19 protein-coding genes are annotated in these 20799 nt (G+C 64.9%); 8 read left to right on the forward strand and 11 right to left on the reverse strand.

Annotated features, from left to right (window positions below):
- The first annotated feature begins 369 nt into the window (after positions 1-369).
- On the forward strand, positions 370-1020 hold the full coding sequence (locus tag G391_RS0108710; protein WP_029087176.1) for an RHS repeat domain-containing protein: 651 nt from the start codon (positions 370-372) through the stop codon (positions 1018-1020).
- On the opposite strand, the gene G391_RS0108715 is transcribed toward G391_RS0108710, so the two are convergent.
- Entirely contained in the window at positions 962-1468 is a 507-nt protein-coding gene (locus G391_RS0108715; protein ID WP_029087177.1) for a hypothetical protein, read from the reverse strand. The genes G391_RS0108710 and G391_RS0108715 overlap by 59 nt on opposite strands.
- Positions 1469-1527: 59 nt before the next feature.
- Positions 1528-2541 carry a beta/gamma crystallin-related protein gene (locus tag G391_RS0108720; RefSeq protein WP_029087178.1) on the reverse strand — a complete coding sequence of 338 codons (1014 nt, stop codon included), beginning with the start codon at positions 2539-2541 and terminating at the stop codon, positions 1528-1530.
- Between the two features lie 165 nt (positions 2542-2706).
- On the opposite strand from G391_RS0108720, the gene G391_RS0108725 reads away from it, so the two are divergent.
- Positions 2707-3075 (forward strand): hypothetical protein, encoded by a 369-nt coding sequence (locus G391_RS0108725; protein ID WP_029087179.1) that lies wholly within the window; start codon positions 2707-2709, stop codon positions 3073-3075.
- On the opposite strand, the gene gatB is transcribed toward G391_RS0108725, so the two are convergent.
- The 7 genes from gatB to G391_RS0108760 form a co-directional block, all read right to left on the reverse strand.
- On the reverse strand, positions 3072-4577 hold the full coding sequence (gatB, locus tag G391_RS0108730; RefSeq protein ID WP_029087180.1) for an Asp-tRNA(Asn)/Glu-tRNA(Gln) amidotransferase subunit GatB: 1506 nt from the start codon (positions 4575-4577) through the stop codon (positions 3072-3074). The two genes, G391_RS0108725 and gatB, sit on opposite strands and share 4 nt — an antisense overlap.
- A gap of 102 nt (positions 4578-4679) precedes the next feature.
- Positions 4680-5573 (reverse strand): hypothetical protein, encoded by an 894-nt coding sequence (locus tag G391_RS0108735; protein ID WP_029087181.1) that lies wholly within the window; start codon positions 5571-5573, stop codon positions 4680-4682.
- A 4-nt stretch (positions 5574-5577) separates the two neighbouring features.
- Positions 5578-6714, reverse strand: coding sequence for a GNAT family N-acetyltransferase (locus tag G391_RS14380; protein ID WP_156893908.1), 1137 nt, complete (start codon positions 6712-6714; stop codon positions 5578-5580).
- 98 nt (positions 6715-6812) lie between these two features.
- On the reverse strand, positions 6813-7430 hold the full coding sequence (gene pth, locus G391_RS0108745) for an aminoacyl-tRNA hydrolase (RefSeq protein WP_029087182.1): 618 nt from the start codon (positions 7428-7430) through the stop codon (positions 6813-6815).
- Between the two features lie 86 nt (positions 7431-7516).
- Positions 7517-8194 carry a 50S ribosomal protein L25/general stress protein Ctc gene (locus tag G391_RS14385; RefSeq protein WP_051257321.1) on the reverse strand — a complete coding sequence of 226 codons (678 nt, stop codon included), beginning with the start codon at positions 8192-8194 and terminating at the stop codon, positions 7517-7519.
- 146 nt (positions 8195-8340) lie between these two features.
- On the reverse strand, positions 8341-9393 hold the full coding sequence (locus G391_RS14390; RefSeq protein ID WP_051257260.1) for a hypothetical protein: 1053 nt from the start codon (positions 9391-9393) through the stop codon (positions 8341-8343).
- Between the two features lie 100 nt (positions 9394-9493).
- Positions 9494-10435, reverse strand: a complete 942-nt coding sequence (locus G391_RS0108760) for a ribose-phosphate pyrophosphokinase (RefSeq protein WP_029087183.1) — start codon at positions 10433-10435, stop codon at positions 9494-9496.
- Positions 10436-10598: 163 nt separating this feature from the next.
- Between G391_RS0108760 and G391_RS0108765 the strand changes: the two genes are divergently transcribed.
- The 3 genes from G391_RS0108765 to G391_RS14395 all read left to right on the forward strand — a co-directional run bounded on the left by G391_RS0108765 (position 10599) and on the right by G391_RS14395 (position 13909).
- Positions 10599-11438, forward strand: a complete 840-nt coding sequence (locus G391_RS0108765) for an outer membrane protein assembly factor BamD (RefSeq protein ID WP_051257261.1) — start codon at positions 10599-10601, stop codon at positions 11436-11438.
- A 34-nt stretch (positions 11439-11472) separates the two neighbouring features.
- Positions 11473-13173: a DNA repair protein RecN gene (recN, locus tag G391_RS0108770; RefSeq protein WP_029087185.1), complete on the forward strand. Its 1701-nt coding sequence runs from the start codon at positions 11473-11475 to the stop codon at positions 13171-13173.
- A gap of 97 nt (positions 13174-13270) precedes the next feature.
- Entirely contained in the window at positions 13271-13909 is a 639-nt protein-coding gene (locus tag G391_RS14395; protein ID WP_051257262.1) for an exopolysaccharide biosynthesis protein, read from the forward strand.
- Here G391_RS14395 and G391_RS14400 read toward each other — a convergent pair.
- Positions 13857-15659: a patatin-like phospholipase family protein gene (locus tag G391_RS14400; RefSeq protein ID WP_051257263.1), complete on the reverse strand. Its 1803-nt coding sequence runs from the start codon at positions 15657-15659 to the stop codon at positions 13857-13859. The genes G391_RS14395 and G391_RS14400 overlap by 53 nt on opposite strands.
- Positions 15660-15737: 78 nt before the next feature.
- Between G391_RS14400 and G391_RS0108785 the strand changes: the two genes are divergently transcribed.
- On the forward strand, positions 15738-17345 hold the full coding sequence (locus G391_RS0108785) for a carboxyl transferase domain-containing protein (protein WP_029087186.1): 1608 nt from the start codon (positions 15738-15740) through the stop codon (positions 17343-17345).
- Here G391_RS0108785 and G391_RS0108790 read toward each other — a convergent pair whose 3' ends face one another.
- Positions 17346-17711: a DUF2200 family protein gene (locus tag G391_RS0108790; RefSeq protein ID WP_029087187.1), complete on the reverse strand. Its 366-nt coding sequence runs from the start codon at positions 17709-17711 to the stop codon at positions 17346-17348. It lies immediately after the preceding gene.
- Positions 17712-17774: 63 nt separating this feature from the next.
- Between G391_RS0108790 and G391_RS0108795 the strand changes: the two genes are divergently transcribed.
- A complete protein-coding gene (locus G391_RS0108795) occupies positions 17775-18677 on the forward strand; it encodes an enoyl-CoA hydratase-related protein (protein WP_029087188.1) in 903 nt (300 codons plus the stop codon).
- Positions 18678-18751: 74 nt separating this feature from the next.
- On the forward strand, positions 18752-20719 hold the full coding sequence (locus G391_RS0108800; protein ID WP_029087189.1) for a beta-propeller domain-containing protein: 1968 nt from the start codon (positions 18752-18754) through the stop codon (positions 20717-20719).
- Positions 20720-20799 lie beyond the last annotated feature (80 nt).

The following is a 20799-nucleotide window of genomic DNA, read 5'->3' on the forward strand; positions in this document are numbered from 1 at the left end:
GTTTATTTTTCTTGTGTATATAGGGAGGTATGAGATCGCCGGGAATATAGTTCTCATATGTGGATTCGGGTTTATATCGAGTATTGCATCAACTATTATTGCGATAGTTCTGCATCAAAATATTGGTTTTCTTTCCGTATTTAGAATTGTGGTGTCTATTGTAATATTTGCAATATACATTATTTATTCATTTTATACATCATCCATTATTCACGACGGCGTTGTAATATTTAGATATGGAGAAATAGGTCCTGGATTTTATAAGTTCATTTCGATATATATGATTACGTATATATGCATCTATTTAGCGATAGACTTGTTTCCGTTGCTTTTATCCAGGGGGGTATTTCTAGTGAATAGGTCGCCTCGGTGACGTCCGGCTATGGCACGGCAGATGCCGTGAGCCAGAGCCTGACCTATGCCGTGAACGGCCAGGTCGCGACCCTGACGGATGGGGAGGGTCATCTGACCACCTGGACCTATGACGGGTTCAGCCGACCGTGGCGGATGTATTATCCCAATGCCACGGGCTCCGGGTCGTCGAGCACCGACTATGAGCAGATCAGCTATGACGCCTACGGGCTGATGAGTGCGACGCGCACGCGGGACAATCAGACCTTCAGCTACACTTACGACGCCCTGGGTCGGTTGACCTATGTGGCGACGCCGGCGGGGATGCTGGATCAGATGCGGCAGTATGATCTGCTGGGGTCCCAGACGGCGGCGGTGTCGGTGGGGACGGGGGGTTATGGGCTGTACCGGACCTTTGATGCGCTGGGCCGGATGACGGCGGAGGAGCATCTGGGGGTCGGGGTCTATTTTCAGTGGGATGCGGCGTCGAACCTGACGCGGATCACCTGGCCGGACGGTTATTATGCCCAGTATGTCCATGACCTGACCGGCGCGATGACCCAGGTGCGGGAGAATGGGGTGACGTCGGCGGGCGGCGGCGCGATCGAGGCTACCGCTCGTCGGTGTAGGTCATCTGGACGATGGTGTCGGGTTCGGACTTGTCGATGATGATGACGGTCAGGCTGGAACGGCCGTCGGCGGTTCGGCCTTCGAAGCTGGTTTCGACATTGTCGCGCACCGGGCGGCTCGTGGCCTCGCCGGGCGTCATGCCGTGGCGCTCCATGGCGGCGCGGTGAAAGGCGACGAGTTCGGCGGCGGAGGCGGGGGCCGCATACATCAGCATGCCGCCCGTTCTGACGTCATTGTTCAGGGTCATCGAGGTCAGGTAGCGACCATTGGCATAGGTCTCGACGTAGTCGGGCAGGCCCTCGCGCGGGATCGGCCGGCCGGCGGCGGCTGAGCGAACCTCCTCGACGATGCCGGAGGCGGCGGCCTCGACGGGGCCGGCGGTCGGGGTGTCGGCGTCAGACCGGGCCGACGGGCCCTGACCGCCGCAGGCGGCGAGCATCAGCAGCAGCGGGGCGACGGCGAGCGGGGTGGGGCGTGTGGCTTTCATGGTCGGGACGTGCTCCGGTTCAGCGGGTTGGGGATAGGGGGCGGGCACCCCCCGCAAGCCTAGAAGATGCGGCCGATGCCCTCGCGGATGCGGTCGTGAACCTGGCGCTCGACCTCATCGGCGGCGACGTCGGCGGCGCGTTCGACCACGCCGGGCAAGGGGCGACCCTCGGCATCGACGCCGCCGGGCTGGCGGACGCCGGTGTCGGCACCCTGTCGGCTGATGGGCGCGCCGGGCTGTCCGGCGGTCTGGGCGTCCACGGCGGCGGCGATGACCGGGTCGCGGCCTTCATAGGTCCCGTTCCAGCGGTCCAGCGGCGTGCCGTCGCAATGGCTGAAGAAGCCGATGAATTCGTTGCTCTCGATCGGGAAGTTCAACTGAACCCGGCCCCAATAATAGGTCCCGTTGCGGGCGCTGGCGCAGCGTTGCGAGGCGTGGGACTGATACCAGTAGCCCTCCAGCGTGTCATAGCCGTCCGCCGCGTGATCGGCGGGCCGCACGAGGCCGTCGAAGGTTCCGGAATCCGAGCCGTCGGCGGCCGCGCCCTGATAGCGCCCCGAGGCCCCGTCGCGGTCATAGCGGTCGATCGTCATCACGCCGAAGTCGGTGTCATAGCGCCGCCCGATCATCTCGGGCCTGTAGTCGACGCGATAGGTTGTCCCGGTCGGTGTCTGGCCGCCGGCGGCTGCCCCGCCGCTCAGGGCCGGGCCGGTGCTGGTCGACGCCGTATCCGCGCCCGAGCCCCAGTCGCCTGGCCCGAGGTAGCGGACTGACGAAACGCTGCCGTTCCAGTCGCCCATGTCGCTGACCCGGCCCTGAACCACGCGGCAACCGCCGGAGAAGCCGGCGTCCAGGCAGATCTCCCACCGGCCCTCAGCGATCAGGCTGCGGGCATCGTCATTGAAGCGCAGGCTCTCGAGATTCTCGACGCCGCGGTCGATGCGCACGGACCCGCCCGAGAAGCCCGTGTCGTCGAAGAGCCGCAAGGCCGGCGCGTTCTGGGCCGCCGCCACGCCGGGCACCAGGGCCGTCAGAACGAAGAGGCCAAGGCCGCTATTGATGGATCTTTTCATGTCGGTGCATCCCCGGAAAAACTGGTGTCAGTGGGAGGAACGCGATCCGCTGCCAAAGCCGGACATGAGGGGCTTCCCTCACGTCACGTTGCTGATCGGCGATCACGCAGCCTGCGGGGCGCAAACGCCCGGATACAGAGGTATTCCCACGGGTCGCTGGAGCTGTTGGCTGACACTCGCGAGTTCGCCTGTCTGTACACGCGCGGCGTGGCCGACTTCGAGGGCCTGGACGCCGCCGAGCGCCTGAGGTTCAGCGCATTTTATATGTCGACCTATCTTCAGCTTCAGGAAATGCACAGGCTGGCCGATCGCGGCGCGATGGACGCCGACACCTGGGCAGGATTCCACGGCCTGCTCCAGGAGACGACGCGCTATCCCGGCGTGCGCCAGTGGTTCGCCATCCGGCGGACCTGGTTCTCGGCGCGGTTCCAGGCCTATGTCGATGAGCTGATGCAGCAGACGCCGAGCCTGGAGGGCACCGCCTATGACGATGCACCGGGGTGTCAGACGGCGGCGGCGGTTGACGCGCCCTAAACCCCCAGCTTCGCCTTCAGGATGTCATTGACCGCAGCGGGGTTGGCCTTGCCACCGGTGGCCTTCATCACCTGGCCGACGAACCAGCCGAGCGCCTGGGGCTTGTCTTTCACCGCCTCGGCCTTGTCGGGATTGGCGGCGATGATTTCGTCGATGGCGGCCTCGATGGCACCGGTGTCGGTGACCTGTTTAAGGCCACGGGCCTCGACGACCTCGAATGGGCTGCCCTCACCGGTCCAGACATAGTCGAACACCTCCTTGGCGATTTTGGAGGAGATGACGCCCTCTTCGATCAGGCGCACCAGCTCGGCCACATGGGCGGCGGGCAGGGGGTTGGCGTCAAACTCCAGACCGTCGGCGGTCAGGCGGGCGGAGACTTCGTTGGTCACCCAGTTGGCCACCAGCTTGGCGTCGCGGCCCTCAGCGGCCTGTTCGAAATAGGCGGCCTTGGCCTGGTCCGAGATCAGGACGCCGGCGTCGTACTGAGACAGGCCGTACTGGCTCATGAAACGCCGGCGCTTGTCGTCCGGCAGTTCGGGCAGGGAGGCGCGAATCTCGTCGATCCAGGCCTGTTCGAGCCGTAGCGGCAGGAGATCGGGGTCGGGGAAATAGCGGTAGTCCTGCGCCTCTTCCTTGGAGCGCATCGAGCGGGTTTCGCCCTTGCCGGGATCGAACAGGCGGGTCTCCTGGTCGATCTTGCCGCCGTCCTCGAGGATCTCGATCTGGCGACGGGCCTCGTACTGAATGGCCTGGTTGATGAAGCGGAACGAGTTGACGTTCTTGATCTCGCAGCGCGTGCCCAGATGGCCGAAGTCGCCCGTCTCCATGAACCGCTCATAGTCACCGGGGCGGCAGACCGAGACGTTGACGTCGGCGCGCAGATTGCCCTTCTCCATGTCGCCGTCGCAGGCACCCAGATACATGAGGATCATGCGGATCTTCTTGACGTAGGCGACCGCCTCATCGGGCGTGCGGATGTGGGGCCGCGAGACGATCTCCATCAGGGCGGTGCCCGCGCGGTTCAGATCGACATAGCTCTCGGTCGGCGACAGGTCGTGGATCAGCTTGCCGGCGTCCTGTTCCAGGTGCAGGCGCTCGATGCCGACGTTGAAGAAGGAGCCGTCATCGCGCTCGACCTCGACCACGCCCTCGCCGACGATGGGGTGGTAAAGCTGGCTGATCTGATAGCCGGTGGGCAGGTCGGGATAGAAATAGTTCTTCCGGTCGAACTGGCTGAAAGTGTTGATTTTCGCCTTGAGCCCCAGGCCCGACTTGACCGCCTGTTCGACGCACCAGCGGTTCAGGGTCGGCAACATGCCGGGAAAGCCCGCATCGACCAGCGACACCTGCTCGTTCGGCCCCGCGCCGAAGCCAACCGCCGCGCCGGAGAACAGCTTGGATTCAGAGGCGACCTGGGCATGGATCTCCAGACCCATGACAAGTTCCCACGGGCCGGTGCGGCCATCGATGGTGTAGCGGGGGGATTCAGTAGTGGTGGTCATGGCAGCGCCTATAGCGCGGACGGCGTGCCCATGTGAACAGCCATCCTCGACCGGCTGTCGTCCCGTCGAACCCGACGCAAACGCAGCCAGCGAGGCGTCTAACTAGGTCGGCACGCCTTCGCGGAGGTCGAAGGTTGAGGGAAGTTGCCTCTCGAATTGCTTGACCAGGCCCGCCGCCTTGGCGACGCGAGCGAAGCCGACCTTGGCCAGGGCTGCCGGGTGGGGCACGGTCTGCAACTGGGGCCGGATGCCGGCCTTTCTCAGCACGCCGTTGGCATAGATGACATTGGCGCGCATGGCGGCCGCCATGGTCATGAACTCGACGCTGAGCGAGACATTCAGCATCGGGCCGTTCTCGATCCGGTGCGGGGCGTTCTGACGCCAGGTGACCATCTTGCCGGGCGTCAGATCAAACACCTGGGCCCCGTCGTCCATGTCGCGGCGAAAGGCGATCTGTTCGGCCGATTCACGCAGGATGACGCGCTCGAGCTGTTCGGGTGTGACGTGGGTGTTCTCGACGGGATAGACCCAGGCCTTTTTCTGGCCGCGCAGCTGCCACAGCGACACCAGCGGCGTGTCGAGATGGTAGAAAACCTGGGCGTTGGCTGAGGAAATCAGAATGCCCAGATCTCGCTTGAAGGTCCTGAGGCCCGAGCGCGCCTCCTTCTCGACGAAAATCTCTCGCTCCAGTTCGGCATAGTCCGGCAGGAAGTCGTTGGTGTGGCGCAGGTTGAGCCAGATGCGCCCGTCCATGACCGCCCGCAGGAGCTGTTCGGCGGACAGATCGCCGGCCGAGCCGTTGCGCCAGCTCCTCCAGTCCTCGGGGTCGTGACCCATGGTGAAGACGCCCAGGTGCTCTCGTGGATAGCGGTCCAGCAGCGAGATCAGGCCCTCGTCATCGAACATCGGACGTTCGTGCAGACTGTGCTCGAAACAGAGTGTTTCCCGGGTGAAGGCCTTGGCCTTGGCGTCAGTCCAGTCGGTGATGATGGTCATGGGTTCACTCGGCAGAGGGAGATTCAGTCATGAGCGAGCGTTTGCGGAGCGCCAGAGCCGTCTCGATTACGCCATGGACCCGCCCCCCAAACGAAGGGTCGGTGGCGGCGATATGGTCAAGCCGCCGACGAATCTTGGTGATCGGCGTGCGGAGCGCATCACTGAGTGCCAGGCCGTCCGCTCCGCTTAGTCCCACGCCCAGAGGGCGTTGCACATTGCAGAACGGCTTCTTGTAGTGATCGGTCCCCGTGCCGAGATCATAGACCTGTAGACCCAGTTGCGGCATGGCCAGGATGGCGTGATGCAGGAAGGCCTGGCCGGGTGACGCATGGGCCAGTTCCGGGTTCGTGGAGGCAATCCAGGGATGGTAGACGCCGTTCTCGGCAACGCCAAAATGGCCACCGATCAGGGTATCGCCGGCATGGAAGGTCAACATCAGACCAGAGAAGTCTGTGGCCGAGGCTGCGGGGCGGAGCTCAAACAGCCACTGCATCATGTCCTGCGACCAGGCGGGACGCAGGACGTCCAGCACGCCCGTGCGGGCAAACTGAGCGCGCTTCCACTGCATCAGTTGGTCGTAGTCGGCCTGGACGGTGGAGGCGCGAACCTCCAGCGGCCCGATTTCTTCGAGACGGTGACGCAAACGCCGCCAGTTCTTGAAGCGTTTGGGGCTCAGGACGCGCAGCGCCTCGACATAGGCCTCAGGTGAACCTTGCAGGTCGATGACATAGCCGGCATCGCCTGTCGGCAATGTGGAGAAGACGTTCCCGGGATCGACCAGGCCGTTGTGACGAAAGGCTTTCAGACGAGCCCCGGCGACGGCGGCGCGAGCGTCAAGGCCATCACCCTGGCGGGTGACCATGGCATGATAGTCGGCAAACGGTGCCCCGATGGGCCGGCCTAGACCGCCTGGGCGCCTGTGGTGCGCCAGATAGCCGATCGCGCGCCCGTCGCGGCGATAGATGGCCACATGCGCATCGCTACGGAAGCGCGCGACAGCCTGGGCAAAGCCAGGCCCGAAAAGAGGGCTGAGCAGAACCGGCTCATCGGCGCGGATGGCGTTCCAGTTTGAAACATCCTCCGGCGAGAGTTCCGCGGCGGAGACGACCGTGGCCTCGAGATCGGTGCGGTTGTGGGACACGAAGATGGACTCCGACAATGTATGCGAAGCGCATTGCACAATAAGGGCCAACAACCTTCGGCTTTGTGAATGTACCGACAACGAGCGGACGGGATCGCTCAGTCGTCTCGACTGGCCTTGCGTGGATCGGCCTTGGGGGAGGGGGCCAGGCGCATGACCTCGGCTTGATAGCGTTCGTCGTCCCCCGCGGCGGCGAAGGGCAGGGCCTCGGCGCAGGCGCGCAGCAACGGATCGCGCCAGGTCAGCTCGACCTTGTAGAAGTCGCCCAGCACATAGGGCATGACCAGTTCGCGCTGACCGGGATGGCCGATGCCCATGCGGGCTCGACGAAAATCAGGGCCGACATGCGCCATCAGTGAGCGCACGCCGTTGTGGCCCGCTGCTCCGCCGCCCGTCTTCATGCGGAAGCGGCCTTCAGCCAGGTCCAGTTCGTCATAGAACGCAACGATGTCCGCGGGCGTTGACTTGTAGAAGCGCATCGCCTCGCCGACGGCGCGTCCGCTTTCGTTCATGTAGGTCTGAGGCTTGATCGCCAGGGCCTTAACCGGGCCATTCGGCGTCGGGATTTCGCCCGCCCGCACCTTGGCCTGAAAGATCGCCCTTTCGGGACCGAAGTTCCATTCATCGGCGATGGCATCAACGGCCATGAATCCGATGTTGTGGCGGTTGTTCTGGTACTTTGGGCCCGGATTACCCAGGCCGGCGATGATCAGCATGGCTGTTCTCGAATCTGGGGCCACAAAAGGAAACGGCCCCGCCCGTGTGCCGGGCGAGGCCGCAAAAATCCAGACCCTTAAGGGGATCAGCCTTCGGAAGACTCTTCGGTCGCTTCTTCGGCCACTTCCTCGGCGTGAGCTTCGGTGGCAGCTTCTTCAGCCGCGGCGTCAGCGGCTTCGTCAGCGGCTTCGGACATGGCAGCCGACGACACCTTGATCGAGGCGATCACGAAGTCACGGTCGGTAATGGTGGGGTGAGCGCCCTCAGGCAGCTTGATTTCCGAGACACGGATGGTGTCGCCCAGCTTGTGGTTCTTGAGGTCGACGACCAACTCTTCCGGGATCTGGTCGGCGCGGACCATGATCTCAACGTCGTGACGCACGATTTCGAGCGCACCACCCTGACGGAAGGCTTCGCACTCGTCCTGGTTTTTGAAGTGGACCGGGATCGAGATCTTGACCGGGGCGTGCTCGTCGACGCGCATCAGGTCGAAGTGCAGCGGACGGTCAGTGACCGGGTCGAACTGAATGTCCTTGGCGATGACCGGCTGGGTTTCCTTGCCGTACTTCAGGGTCACCAGGTGACCGAGCAGCTTGCCGGTGTACAGCGACTTGCGGAACGGACGCTCCTCGACGGAGATGGCCACCGGGCCCTTGTCGCCGCCGTACAGGATACCGGGCACCTTGCCTTCGCGGCGGGCCTGACGAGCACCACCGGTGCCCACGCCGTCGCGGACTTCAACGTTCAGAATAATCTCGGCCATGAGGCTGCCTTCAAAACGAAACCGCCGCGCGGGACGTGCGCGGCGGGGGTCTTCGACCCGTGAATTCAAGAGCGGGCGTCATTACACGCTTCGTTCGACAGGCGCAACAGGGCCGGCGGTGGAATCACGCCGCCCCGCGGCCTCGTCTAGTTGGGGGACTGAGCCTCGCTCGAAACCCCTTCTGTGGTGGAGCCGGCGGGCTCCAGCGTCGGTTGGCCCGACGCCATCAGGGCCGTCGCGGCAACGGGGCTCAGCGTGTAGGAGCCCCCCGAATCGATGATGCACTGGGCGGTGTCCATCATCAGGTGCTGGCCCAGACAGAAGATCTCCTCGTAGTGGGGGCGCGACGCGGCCAGACACTGAAGGATCATCAGGCGGGTGAAGTTCATGCAGTCGGCGCTGACCGGCTCATTCAGCAGGCTTTCGGTCAGGGGCCTGTTGTTTTCGCCCGCCTGGCCAAGGGCCGCCAGGGCCGCCAGGGCCAGACCGCGTACCACGGCCTGGGTGTAGGGTGGTGTCGCCTCTGCCGGGGCTAGTGACAGGCCATGTCCGCTGAGGCCAGCCTGTTGAAGGGTCGCAGACGACGTATAGTCGGGGTTCAGCGGGATAGTGCCCAGAACTCGAACCTGTTCCAGGCGAGCTTCACGGTCAGTGACATGCTGGGCCGACCAGCGTTGGCGCTGGATGTCGTAGGCCGTCTGTTTGATGGCGGCACCGGCCGCATACATCGAGTTTCCGGTTCCCTGGATCTGCGATGCGATCAGGCCGGCAGCCTGACGCGCACCGGGAAGCTGGGCCGCATAGGCCGGGTCAGCCACAATCTGGCGGAACAGGGTGTCACGATTGGCCGGATCCGCCGCCAGGCTGCGGACGCCATTGACGAATTCCGGGGATTGTAGAGCGACGATCGCGGCATAGGCGACCATGCCGCGCGAAAGCTGGACCGGCTCATAGGCCGCGGCGCTCAGCATCGACTGGCGGACCTGGCCACCGTCCGAAAAGCTCGATGACAGGCTGGAGGACGTGCCAATATAGGACAGATAGACGGCGGCGGCTTCGGCGACGCCCGAGTTAAGGGCCAGATCCGGCATGGGCGGCGGCGGCGGCGGCGGCGGAGCCTCCGGCGTTTGACAGGCGGCAACCCCAAGGCTGAGGCTCAAGGCACCGATAAGGCCGGTACGGCGGATGAAGGCACTCATGGGCTGTATCCTCGGATCGAACTGACTGGCGACAGTCTGCAAGTTGGATGCCGCCTCAGACCATAACGCGATGCAAAGCCTTGTTCGATGGTTAATCCGACTAATCGAACAGTTTCGACACGGATTCCTCATTGGCGATGCGGCGGATTGCCTCGCCGATCAGCGGCGCGATCGACACCGTGCGGATCTTTTTGCAGGCCAGGGCCTCGTCTGACAGGGCGATGGAATCGGTGACGACCATCTCGCTGAGGACCGAATCCTCCACGCGATTGACGGCCGGACCGGAAAGCACGCCATGGCTGACATAGGCAGCGACCTCGACGGCCCCTTGCTCTGACAGGGCCTGGGCAGCGTTGCAGAGGGTTCCGGCGGAATCGACGATATCGTCAAACAGGATGCAGCGGCGACCGCTGACGTCACCGATGATGTTCATGACTTCGCTCTTGCCCGGAGCCGAGCGGCGCTTATCCACGATGGCCAGATCGGCATTCAGACGGCTGGCCAGAGCCCGCGCCCGGACCACGCCGCCGACGTCGGGAGAGACGATGACCAGGTCGGACGCGGCCTTGCCGCCGCGCTGTTCCTTGATGTCCTGGGCCAGCAAGGGAGCCGGCAGCAGGTTATCGGTGGGAATGTCGAAGAAGCCCTGGATCTGCCCGGCGTGCAGATCCATCGTCAAAACACGGTCGGCTCCCGCCCGGGTAATGAGGTTGGCGACCAGCTTGGCCGAAATGGGGGTGCGGCCACCCGTCTTCCGATCCTGGCGGGCGTAGCCGAAATAGGGGACGACAGCCGTGATCCGTCTGGCCGAGGCCCGGACCAGGGCGTCCGTCATGATCAACAGCTCCATCAGGTTGTCGTTAGCCGGATAGCTGGTCGACTGAATGATGAAGACGTCCTCGCCGCGGACGTTTTCCTCGATGACGGCGAAGACCTCGTTGTCAGCAAACCGCTTGACCTGGGTTTTCGTCAGCGGGGCCGCCAACTCTTCGGCGATGGCCCTGGCCAGGGGAGGGTTCGAGTTGCCGGCCAGCAGTTTCATCGCGTCATCCTTTCGCCCCATAGGGCCCGCCTTGTGGCGCGGCTTCTATATGCGGTAGGCGTTGGGTTCCACCCCGAACGGGCGTTCTTGGCGCAACTATCTGCCTCGTGTAGAAGCCCGGTCACAGAGTCCGAACCCGTCGGGGCGTTCGAAAGGTCAATCGGTGCAGTCAGCTTCCATTCGTCGCCAGGTCGCCGCCGTCGTTGCGGTTTGTGTCGCGTCCATCGTTCTGTCGGGTTGTGTCGGCGCGCGCGGGCGTCAGCCGCGCCTTCAGTATGAAGAGCGTCCGGTCGAGGTCCTGTATTCTGTTGGCTTGCAGAGGCTGGATCAGCGTCGCTTCCAGGAGGCGGTCCAGTTCTTCCAGGAGGTGGAGCGCCAGCACCCCTATTCGCCGTGGTCACGTCGCGCGATCCTGATGCAGGTCTATGCCCAGTATCAGCGCCAGAACTACGAGGACGCCATTGCGGCGGCGGATCGCTACATCCAGCTCTATCCGGGCAGCCCGCAGGTTTCCTATGCCTATTACATGAAGGGGATCTGCTACTTCGAGCAGATTGTCGATGTGGGTCGCGATCAGGCTGCGGCCGGTCAGGCGCTGAATGCCCTGACGGATGTGATGCGGCGTTTCCCCGGCACCCAGTATGCGACGGACGCCCGGGTCAAGATCGACATGGTCAACGACCAGCTTGCGGGCAAGGAGATGGAGATCGGGCGCTGGTATCTGCGCCGCGACCAGCCGCTGGCGGCGGTCGGCCGCTTCCGCCGCGTGGTCGAGATGTATCAGACCACCTCGCACACGCCCGAGGCGCTGTATCGCCTGGTTGAGGCCTATGTGACGTTGGGCCTGACCGAGGAAGCCGAGCGCAACGCCGCTGTTCTGGGGCACAATTTCCCCGGTAGCCGCTGGTACTCAGAGGCCTATGTTCTTGTTCGCAACCAGGGTGGCCAGCTGGATCAGGAGCCGCAGGAAGAAGGTTGGCTGCAGCGTCTGATTCCGGGCTGAGACGAACCGGCCTCGAATCCTCTACAAGCAGGTCATGCTGACCGGCCTGTCCATTCGTGACATCGTCCTCGTTGAGACGCTGGACCTGAGCTTTGGGCCGGGTCTGACGGTTCTGACGGGTGAAACCGGGGCCGGGAAGTCCATCATTCTGGACGCCCTGGGCCTGGCGACGGGCGCGCGCGCCGATGCCGGCCTCGTTCGCGGTGGAGCCAGTCAGGGGACCGCCATTGCTGTTTTCGCGCCGTCGACGGACCATCCGCTCTGGCGTGACCTGGCGGAGGCCGGGATCAATGCGGAACCCGGAGAGGACCTGATCCTGCGCCGTCAGCAAGGTGCCGACGGGCGAAGCCGGGCCTTCATCAACGACCAGCCGGTGTCGATTGCCGCCCTGAGAGGGGTGGGGGAGCAGCTGATCGAGGTCCATGGCCAGCACGAGACGGTCGGCCTTCTGGATCCCAGGACTCATCGTGGCCTGCTGGATGATTGGGGTGATCTGTCGGATTTGCTGGGCCGGGTGCAGGCCGCCTGGAAGGCTCGAACCGAGGCGACGTCCGAACTCGCGGCCATGCGCGCCGCTGCAGCCACGGCAGCCGATCAGGCCGAGGGCCTTGCTGCCGATCTGGCCGAACTGGACCGGCTGGACCCGAGGGCCGGAGAAGAGGCTGAACTCGCCGGGGAGCGGGCGATCCTCGGGGCGGCTGAGAAGGCCCTGGCCGATCTGGATGATGCCCGGCAAGCCATCGGGGCCGATACGCTGTCGAACCGGCTGGCCTCAGCCTATCGGGCCGTTGAGCGGGCCCGACAACGTGCCTTGCAGGCGGGGGCCGAAGACAACAATGCCGTCGTTCAGAGGCTGACCCGCGCGGCGGAGGGGATCGACCGCACCCTGACGGAAGCCCAGGAGGCCCTGGACGCCCTGGATGAGGCGGCGATCGCCTTTGAGTTTGAGCCGGGGCGTCTGGACCGGGCCGAGGAACGGCTTTTTGCCCTGCGCGCCGTGGCGCGACGATTGAATGTGGCGGTAGAGCTTCTGCCTGACGAGCGGGCCCGGATCAGACGGTCGCTTGATCTGATTGAGGATGGTGCCGAGGCCCTTAAACAGGCCGAGGCGCGCGCCACAGAAACGGATGTGGCCTACCGCCAGGTTGCGGATTCGCTCAGCCTGGCGCGACGATCCGTCGGTGACCGTCTGGCCGAGGCGGTGATGGCGGAACTTGGTCCGCTCAAGCTGGACAAGGCGCGTTTCCGCGTCGGCCTTGAGGCGCTTGATTGGGAGCGGGCCGGGCCGGAAGGGCGTGATCGCATTGTCTTCGAAGTCCAGACCAACCCGGGTGCGCCGTGGGGCGGGCTGGCGGCGATCGCGTCTGGCGGCGAACTGGCGCGCTTTGCCCTGGCCCTGAAGGCATCGCTGGCGAGTCGAGGCCATGCCGCCCAACCCGTGATGATCTTCGACGAGGTCGACCAAGGCGTCGGCGGAGCGGTCGCGGACGCCGTGGGTTCGCGCCTGGCCAGGCTGGCCGAGCAGGGGCAGGTCCTGATTGTGACCCACAGTCCGCAGGTCGCCGCACGCGCGGGGGCCCATCTGAAGGTCGCAAAATCTGAAACGGATGCCGGCGTGCGAACCCGTATCGACACGCTCGATGCCGATCGGCGCGAAGAGGAATTGGCTCGAATGCTGGCGGGGCGCGAGGTGACCGAGGCGGCGCGGGCGGCCGCCAGAGCTCTCCTCGCCTGATCGGGAACACCTCGTCGGATTGAGGATTGATGCACCTTCGGCGCTCAGATCCGAGGTCTGAACTCAACAGCATCGACGCCCCCAGGATCGGAGATCAATGGACCACGAGCCACCGGATAGCCCGCCGCCGGGTCTTTTCTCTGAGATCCTGACGGGTCTTGGCGAGAGGGCTGAGGCGCGCCTGACGTTGGCAACTTTGATCGATGCCCTCGAAGCTCGAGCGTTCGGGGCGGGGCTGACGATCATCGCTGTGATCAGTCTTTTACCCTGGCCGCCGGGCTCCAAGGTGGTTTTCAGCCTGCCCCTGGCCCTGATCGCGACTGAGGTCGTCTTGCAGCGCCGCAAGCTGTGGTTGCCGCGTTGGCTGTTGGATCTGTCCCTGTCGCGGGTGCGCTATGCAGCCGGCCTGAAACGGTTGATCGGTCCGATCCGAAGGATCGAGGCTTTGTCGCGCCCGCGACTGACTGGGCTGACGGTGGGCTGGATGCGGTCGGTGATCGGGTTGGCTTGTCTGTTTCTGACCGTGATGCTGGCGCTACCGATCCCGTTCGGTGACGTCATGCCGGCCTTGACGATCATCGTTCTGGGCTTTGCCCTGATGCAGCGTGATGGGCTGGCCGCGCTGGTCGGCTTGGCCGGCACCGTGATCTGCTTCGCCTATCTGGTCTTTGTCTGGGAGGCGGTCATGCATCTTTTCGCGGTCGCCGTCGCTTGGGTTCTGGCGCGGGCGACTTAGGCACCGGTTCGTCGGGTGCGGCTTGAAGGTCCAGCGCGCGGGAACGCAGATGCGTGATGGAACCATTCAGTCCTGCGAGGACCTCATAGGCCGCCGCTTCGCCCGCCGCGACCGCAGGTTCGAACGCCTTCCAGTCGCGGATTTCGACGCCGTCGAGCTTGGGCAGGATGAGGACGTCGGTGGCAGCGCGTGTTGCCGCCAGCTCCGCACCCGTGGCGATGGTGGCCGAGCGCATCAGGATCGACACGATTGGTGGCCCCTGACGCCACGCCCCCGACAGGATCCATCGCCACCAGGGGCGGGGGATATCGAGGGCCTTGGGGTCAATGCCGCGGGCGCGCGAGACATCGACGCCGACAATCGGGCCGCGGTGCTGGTCGCGCATGACGTCCGCGGGAAAGCTCTTCATGACGGCACCATCGACCAGGACGGCCCCATCCTTGACCACCGGCGGCAAGACCCCCGGCAGGGAGATCGAGGCGCGCAGCGCGTCTCGCAGCAAACCGATTTCGTGGACCTTGTAGGTATTGGTCGTGATGTTGGCCGAGACGCAGAAGTACGGGAGCGGCAGATCCGAGATCATCGTCTCGCCGAAATTCTCCTCGAGCAGAGTCTCGACCTTGCGACCGCGCGTCATGGCAATGATCGGCATGGCGATGTCGCTGAGTGGGCTGGCTTCGACGAAGGCGGCCCGGATGCGGGCCTCCAGTTCGGCCTGAGGCCACTCCAGAGCCAGGCCCGCCGCCATGACGGCCCCCATGGATGATCCGCCGACGAAGTCGAACGGCGTGCCCACCTGGCGAAGCGCGCGGATGGCTCCGAGATGGGCATAGGCCCGCGCACCGCCACCCGACAGGACAAGACCGACCGACGTGCCGGTGATCAGTCGGGCGATGCGGCTTTCATCGGCTCCATCGCCTTCGATGACGTGGAACCAACGGTGCGGGGCGACGGTCGCGATCCAGCTCGGCGTCCCGCGGATCGTGTCGCCTGGCCTGCGAAGGAGAATGAGGTCGCGGGTCTTGTGAGTTTCGTCGATGTCGAGGCGAGGCAGGGCCGCTTCGGCGGGACTGGCTGAGCTGTCCCCGACCAGAAACAGGCGGTCGACCTGGCGGGCGCACAAGGTGGCCCACGCTGTTTCCTGACGTTCGGCGACATAGAGGACGAAGTCGTGGGCATCTTCGACCCGCCCGAACCAGTCTGCGGCCGACCGCAGAGCCGCCTGGTCGATAATCTGGACGGTGAAGCCCAGGCCAAGGATCGCCTCGGCCACGCGCTCGATGATGTCCCGGATCGGTGCGTCCCGGACCGCGACAAAGCCGAAGACGCTGGGCTCATTGGCCCCGGTTCCCTTGTCACGGGATCTGAGAATCATCAGCCGGGCCAGCTCGGCCAGAATGTCGGGCGTTTTGCGGGCCGCGGCAAAGAAGGCGTCGCGCGGCAGGGCCAGAATCTCGGTGTCGCGCAGGGCCACCACCGTTGAGGTGTGGGCGGTGCCGGCGACCAGGGACATTTCTCCGACCGGTTGGCCAGAGGTCACCACCCCAACGAAGTCCGTGTCCTTGCCGTCCTCGCGCCGGAAGACGCCGAGGCGACCGGAGCGAACCAGATATAGGGTATCCGCCGGGTCACCGGCCTGGAACAGCACTTCACCCCCGGTCAGGGTGAACCAGCTCGCCCCCGACCCGGGAGCCTCGAAGAGCCGATAGAGATCGGCTTCAAGTTTCGAGTCGCTGCGACGTCGTTTCATGGCGTGAGCCTAGTCACGCATCGCCGGTGTGCAAGCGGGGGCTTTGGCGAATGCGATCTGGCCGCTAAAGGGAAATCCATGCCCAGGCTCAACTCCTCCGTCGACCGTTCCGCTCCGGCCTTTCAGGCCCTGAAGACTCACAATGAGGCGCTGGCCCACGAACTGCGCGACAAGGTCGCCCAGGCCGGTCGAGGGGGCCCTGAGGCGAGCCGCGAGCGCCACGTCGGACGCGGCAAGCTGTTGCCGCGGGATCGGGTGGAGCGCCTGCTGGATCCCGGCGCGCCGTTCCTGGAGATCGGCCAGTTGGCAGCCGGCGGCATGTACAATGACGAGGCGCCGGGGGCCGGCATGATCTGCGGCGTCGGCCGGGTGTCGGGTCGTGAGGTGATGATCGTCTGCAACGACCCGACCGTGAAGGGCGGGGCCTATTTCCCGATGACGGTGAAGAAGCACCTGCGGGCCCAGGAGATCGCCGAACAGAACCGGCTGCCGTGCGTCTATCTGGTCGATTCGGGCGGGGCGAACCTGCCGCACCAGGCCGAGGTGTTTCCGGACCGCGAGCATTTCGGGCGCATCTTCTTCAACCAGGCGCGCATGAGCGCCAAGGAAATCCCGCAGATCGCCTGTGTGATGGGGTCATGCACGGCCGGCGGCGCCTATGTCCCGGCGATGTCGGACGAGACGGTGATCGTCAGAAACCAGGGCACCATCTTCCTGGCCGGTCCGCCACTGGTGAAGGCGGCGACCGGCGAGGTGATCTCGGCGGAAGAACTGGGCGGAGCCGAGACTCACAGCCGCAAGTCCGGCGTGGTCGACCATGTGGCCGAGAACGACGAACACGCCCTGCAGATCGTGCGCGAGATCGTGGCCGGGCTGAACTCGGTCAAGCCGAACGAACTGGATGTGATCGAGCCGGAGCCGCCGGCGCTGGATCCGCAGGACCTGTACGGCATCATCCCGGACGATGTGCGCGCGCCCTATGATGTGAAGGAGGTCATCGCCCGCATCGTCGACGGCTCTGAGTTTCAGGAATTCAAGCGGGACTATGGGTCGACCCTAGTGTGCGGGTTCGCCCGCATCTGGGGGATGCCGGTGGCGATCCTGGCCAACAACGGCGTGCTGTTCTCCGAGAGCGCCCAGAAGGGCGCGCATTTCATCGAGCTGGCCTGCAAGCGGCGGATCCCGCTGGTGTTCCTGCAGAACATCTCGGGCTTCATGGTCGGCGGGAAATATGAGGCCGAAGGCATTGCCAAGCATGGGGCCAAGATGGTGACGGCGGTGGCCAGTGCAGAGGTGCCCAAGTTCACCGTCTTGATCGGCGGCAGTTTCGGGGCCGGCAATTATGGCATGTGCGGCCGGGCCTATTCGCCCCGGTTCCTGTTCACCTGGCCCAACAGCCGGATCAGCGTCATGGGCGGCGAACAGGCCGCCAGCGTGCTGGCCACCGTCAAGCGCGACGCCATGGAAGCCAAGGGCGAAAGCTGGGCGATCGAGGCCGAAGCCGAGTTCAAAGCCCCAATCCGCCAGCGCTACGAGGACGAGGGCAATCCCTATTTCGCCACCGCGCGGCTGTGGGATGACGGGGTGATCGACCCGGTGCAGACCCGCGACGTGCTGGGCCTGGCGATAAGCGCCAGCCTCAATGCGCCGATCCCCGAGACGCAGTTCGGCGTGTTCAGGATGTGATCAGGCGGGCGACCGCAGGATCTTCTCCATCGCCTTGCCCTTCGCCAGTTCGTCGATCAGCTTGTCGAGGTGGCGGATCTCGCGCATCAGCGGGTCTTCGATCTCTTCGACGCGATGGCCGCAGATCATGCCGGTGATCAGGAGCCGGTTGGGGTTCATGGCCGGGGCCTGGTCGAAGAAGGCCTCGAAGGTCGTCTGGGCGTCGAGCTGGGCCTGGAACTGGTCGGCGGAATAGCCGGTCAGCCACAGGATGATCTGATCGACTTCGGCTTGGGTCCGGCCCTTCTTTTCGGCCTTGGCGACGTAGAGCGGATAGACGCCGGCCACAGTCATGCGGCGGATACGGTCGCTGGCGGTGGTCTGCATCGAACGGCTTTCGTTTCGGTTCGGCGGTTGGCGCGTTATAGGTCGTGACGACAGGAGAACTCCATGGCCAAGACCCCGACCGAAGCCGATCTGAACGCGCCCGACATCACCGACGCGGAGGCCGTCGAGATGAATGCCATCGCCCATCCGATGCTGGCCAATCCGGCCCCCGACGCGGATGACGGGCTGGCGCGGATCGACGCGACGTCCGACGGCATGGTCTTCATCACCATCAATCGCCCAGACAAGAAGAACGCCTTTGACGCCGCCACGATTGCGGCGCTGCGAGAGGCGTTTGAATCCCTGCACGGCGCGGATCATGTCCGGGCCGTCTTTGTGCGCGGGGCGGGCGGTACCTTTTGCGCCGGGGCTGACCTGGGCTGGATGCGCTCGGCGGCGGACTGGTCCGAGAGCGACAACCGCGACGACGCCATGAATCTGGCCGAGATGCTCAAGGCGCTCAGGGATATTCCGGCCCTGACGGTGGCGCTGGTTGAGGGCGCGGCGATGGGGGGAGGGGCCGGTCTGGTCGCCGCCTGTGATCGGGCCGTGGCGGTGGCGAACGCCAAGTTCGCCTTCTCGGAGGTCAAGCTGGGTCTGATCCCGGCGACCATCGCTCCCTATGTCGTCGAGGCGGTGGGGCCGCGAACGGCGCGCGCCCTGTTTGCGACGGGCGAGCTGTTCACGGCGGAACAGGCCCTTCAGTTCGGTCTGGTGTCAGAGGTGCTGGCCTCGTCGGATGACATTGATGCCTATGTCGAACGCCTGGCCACGACCATGAAGGCGACGGCACCGGGCGCGGTCGGCGACGCCAAGCGGCTGGTCCATGATGTGGCCGGTGAAGAGATCGACCACGGGCTGATGGTTGAAACGGCCAAACGGATCGCTCGCGCCCGTGTCTCGCCCGAGGGGCAGGAGGGCGTGCGCGCCTTCCTCGACAAGCGCAAGCCGTCCTGGGCCGAATAGGTCCGTCAGCCTCCGTCAGCTTGGCATCCACGGCAAAACGGCGTTCAGTGTCTCCGAACATGGGAGGACGGACGATGCGCACGACTCGATTGCGAGGGCTGCTGGCGGTCTTCGGACTTCTGGTGGGGCTGGCTGGGGCTTCGCACGCCACGCCGACGTTGGCGCAGCAGGCGATGCAGCCGTTCCGGTCGGACGCGGATCTGCTCGAATTCCTCATGGAGGATGGCGAGCTGGCCGTGGGATCCGGCGGCTATTCGATGTATCCGCCCCCGCCGTCACCGCCGCCGCCGCCGCCGCCCCCGCCGCCTCCGGGGACTGCGCCTGCGGCACCCGTCGCCGCTGCTCCGCCTGCGCTGGGGGGTGTGGCGGCCCCGGACAATCCGTCCATCACCAACACTCAGATCGCCGGCGTCGACGAGGGCGGCATCGTCAAGGTCGTGGGTGACTACCTGGTCATCCTGCGGCGCGGACGCCTGTTCAGCGTGTCCACCGCAGGCGGCGACCTGAGGCCGGTCGGCGAGATAGACGCGTATCCGCCCGGGGTGAATGCTTCGCGCGACTGGTACGACGAGATGCTGGTCTCGGGCGACTGGGTGGTCGTGGTCGGATACAGCTATGGACGCGGTGGCACGGAGATCAACCGCTTCCGCATCGGCGCGGACGGCCAGTTCAGCTTCGTCGACAGCCACCACCTGAGATCGGCGGACTATTATTCGGCCGAGAATTACGCCTCGCGTCTGGTCGGGGATCAGCTGATTTTCTACACGCCGCTTGGCTTTGGCTACGACGATGACCCGCTGGACTCGCTACCGGCGCTGTCGCGCTGGAACGCCGGGGAAGACGAGCCGACCTGGCAAAGGATCACCACAGGGCGCCAAGTCTATGTGGCGCGGCCGTTGCGCGAGAAGGGGCCGCATACCGTCAACACGATGCACACCGTGTCGATGTGCAACCTGACGGCGCCTGAGCTGAACTGTAGCGCCACGGTCATCCTGGGTTCGGACAGCCGGACCTTCTTTGTGTCGCAGAATGCCGTCTATGTCTGGACCGATACAGAGCACGCCTGGAACGAACAGACCGACGAGCAGGATCTGGTGCCAGCCTTCCTCTATCGGCTGCCGTTTGACGGGGCAGCGCCTCAAGCCGTTCGGGTGATGGGCAATCCTATGAACCAGTTCTCGTTCAATCCAAACGCCTCGGCCAGCCGGATGGACATTCTGGTGTCCGCCGACTCGGGCGGCGACGAGATGTGGCGCTCAGAGGTTTCCCAGGGCGACATGGCTCTCCTTCGACTGCCGATGAGCCGGTTCGGTGACGGCAGCGGTTCGGCACGCCCCGAGGACTATCAGGACCTGCCGGGTTCGACCTACACCAGCGTCGTCAATGCCAATCGTTTCGTCGGGGATTGGGCCTTCTACGCCATCTCGACCTATCAGCCGGGCAACTATCAGAGCCGGACGAGCGAGCTGGTGGCGGTGCCTGTGCGCGGGGGGGAGCCGACGCTGTTCAACTTTGAGCAAGGCGTCGAAAGGATCGAGCCGCTGGGATCGGACGCGCTGATCGTCGGCGGGAATACGTCGGTGGATTTCACCACCCTGATTCTGGGCGGCGCGCGACCGCAGGTGGGATCGTCCTTCACCGTCCCTCAGGCCAGCCAGACCGAGTCGCGCAGCCACGCCTTCTTCTACCGGTCCGACACGGCGGACGGCTCGAGCGGTCTCATGGGGCTGCCGATCATGACACAGGCCGCACGGGAGGGCGGGGGCTGGCAGCAGGGGGCGGACATGCTGTTCCTGCGCCGATCCGATCGCGCGCTGTCGGACTTCGGGCGACTCCATGCCACGCCGACCGTGCCGGGGCGGGTCGATCAGTGCGTGGCCTCGTGCGTGGACTGGTACGGCAACGCCCGGCCGATCTTCCTGAGAGGGCGGGTCTTTGCTCTGATGGGCTACGATCTGGTGGAGGGCCGCGAGGGCGGCGACCGTATCGAGGAGGTCCGGCGCGTCGACTATGAGACGCGTGGAGGCGGCAAGGACGACTAGCCGCCCCTGCATGGGGTGACCCCGCCATTGCGGCGCGCTATGCACGGCGCGACGGATTCAGACCCGCTTGTCAGGCGGGC

Source organism: Brevundimonas aveniformis DSM 17977, from assembly GCF_000428765.1.
Lineage (GTDB): Bacteria > Pseudomonadota > Alphaproteobacteria > Caulobacterales > Caulobacteraceae > Brevundimonas > Brevundimonas aveniformis.

What these genes read in the sequence shown, in the direction of transcription:
- G391_RS0108715 (WP_029087177.1), bottom strand. Translation starts at nt 1,468, where the DNA reads ATGAAAGCCACACGCCCCACCCCGCTCGCCGTCGCCCCGCTGCTGCTG.
- G391_RS0108720 (WP_029087178.1), bottom strand. Translation starts at nt 2,541, where the DNA reads ATGAAAAGATCCATCAATAGCGGCCTTGGCCTCTTCGTTCTGACGGCC.
- gatB (WP_029087180.1), bottom strand. Translation starts at nt 4,577, where the DNA reads ATGACCACCACTACTGAATCCCCCCGCTACACCATCGATGGCCGCACC.
- G391_RS0108735 (WP_029087181.1), bottom strand. Translation starts at nt 5,573, where the DNA reads ATGACCATCATCACCGACTGGACTGACGCCAAGGCCAAGGCCTTCACC.
- pth (WP_029087182.1), bottom strand. Translation starts at nt 7,430, where the DNA reads ATGCTGATCATCGCCGGCCTGGGTAATCCGGGCCCAAAGTACCAGAAC.
- G391_RS14385 (WP_051257321.1), bottom strand. Translation starts at nt 8,194, where the DNA reads ATGGCCGAGATTATTCTGAACGTTGAAGTCCGCGACGGCGTGGGCACC.
- G391_RS14390 (WP_051257260.1), bottom strand. Translation starts at nt 9,393, where the DNA reads ATGAGTGCCTTCATCCGCCGTACCGGCCTTATCGGTGCCTTGAGCCTC.
- G391_RS0108760 (WP_029087183.1), bottom strand. Translation starts at nt 10,435, where the DNA reads ATGAAACTGCTGGCCGGCAACTCGAACCCTCCCCTGGCCAGGGCCATC.
- recN (WP_029087185.1), top strand. Translation starts at nt 11,473, where the DNA reads ATGCTGACCGGCCTGTCCATTCGTGACATCGTCCTCGTTGAGACGCTG.
- G391_RS14395 (WP_051257262.1), top strand. Translation starts at nt 13,271, where the DNA reads ATGGACCACGAGCCACCGGATAGCCCGCCGCCGGGTCTTTTCTCTGAG.
- G391_RS14400 (WP_051257263.1), bottom strand. Translation starts at nt 15,659, where the DNA reads ATGAAACGACGTCGCAGCGACTCGAAACTTGAAGCCGATCTCTATCGG.
- G391_RS0108785 (WP_029087186.1), top strand. Translation starts at nt 15,738, where the DNA reads ATGCCCAGGCTCAACTCCTCCGTCGACCGTTCCGCTCCGGCCTTTCAG.
- G391_RS0108790 (WP_029087187.1), bottom strand. Translation starts at nt 17,711, where the DNA reads ATGCAGACCACCGCCAGCGACCGTATCCGCCGCATGACTGTGGCCGGC.
- G391_RS0108795 (WP_029087188.1), top strand. Translation starts at nt 17,775, where the DNA reads ATGGCCAAGACCCCGACCGAAGCCGATCTGAACGCGCCCGACATCACC.
- G391_RS0108800 (WP_029087189.1), top strand. Translation starts at nt 18,752, where the DNA reads ATGCGCACGACTCGATTGCGAGGGCTGCTGGCGGTCTTCGGACTTCTG.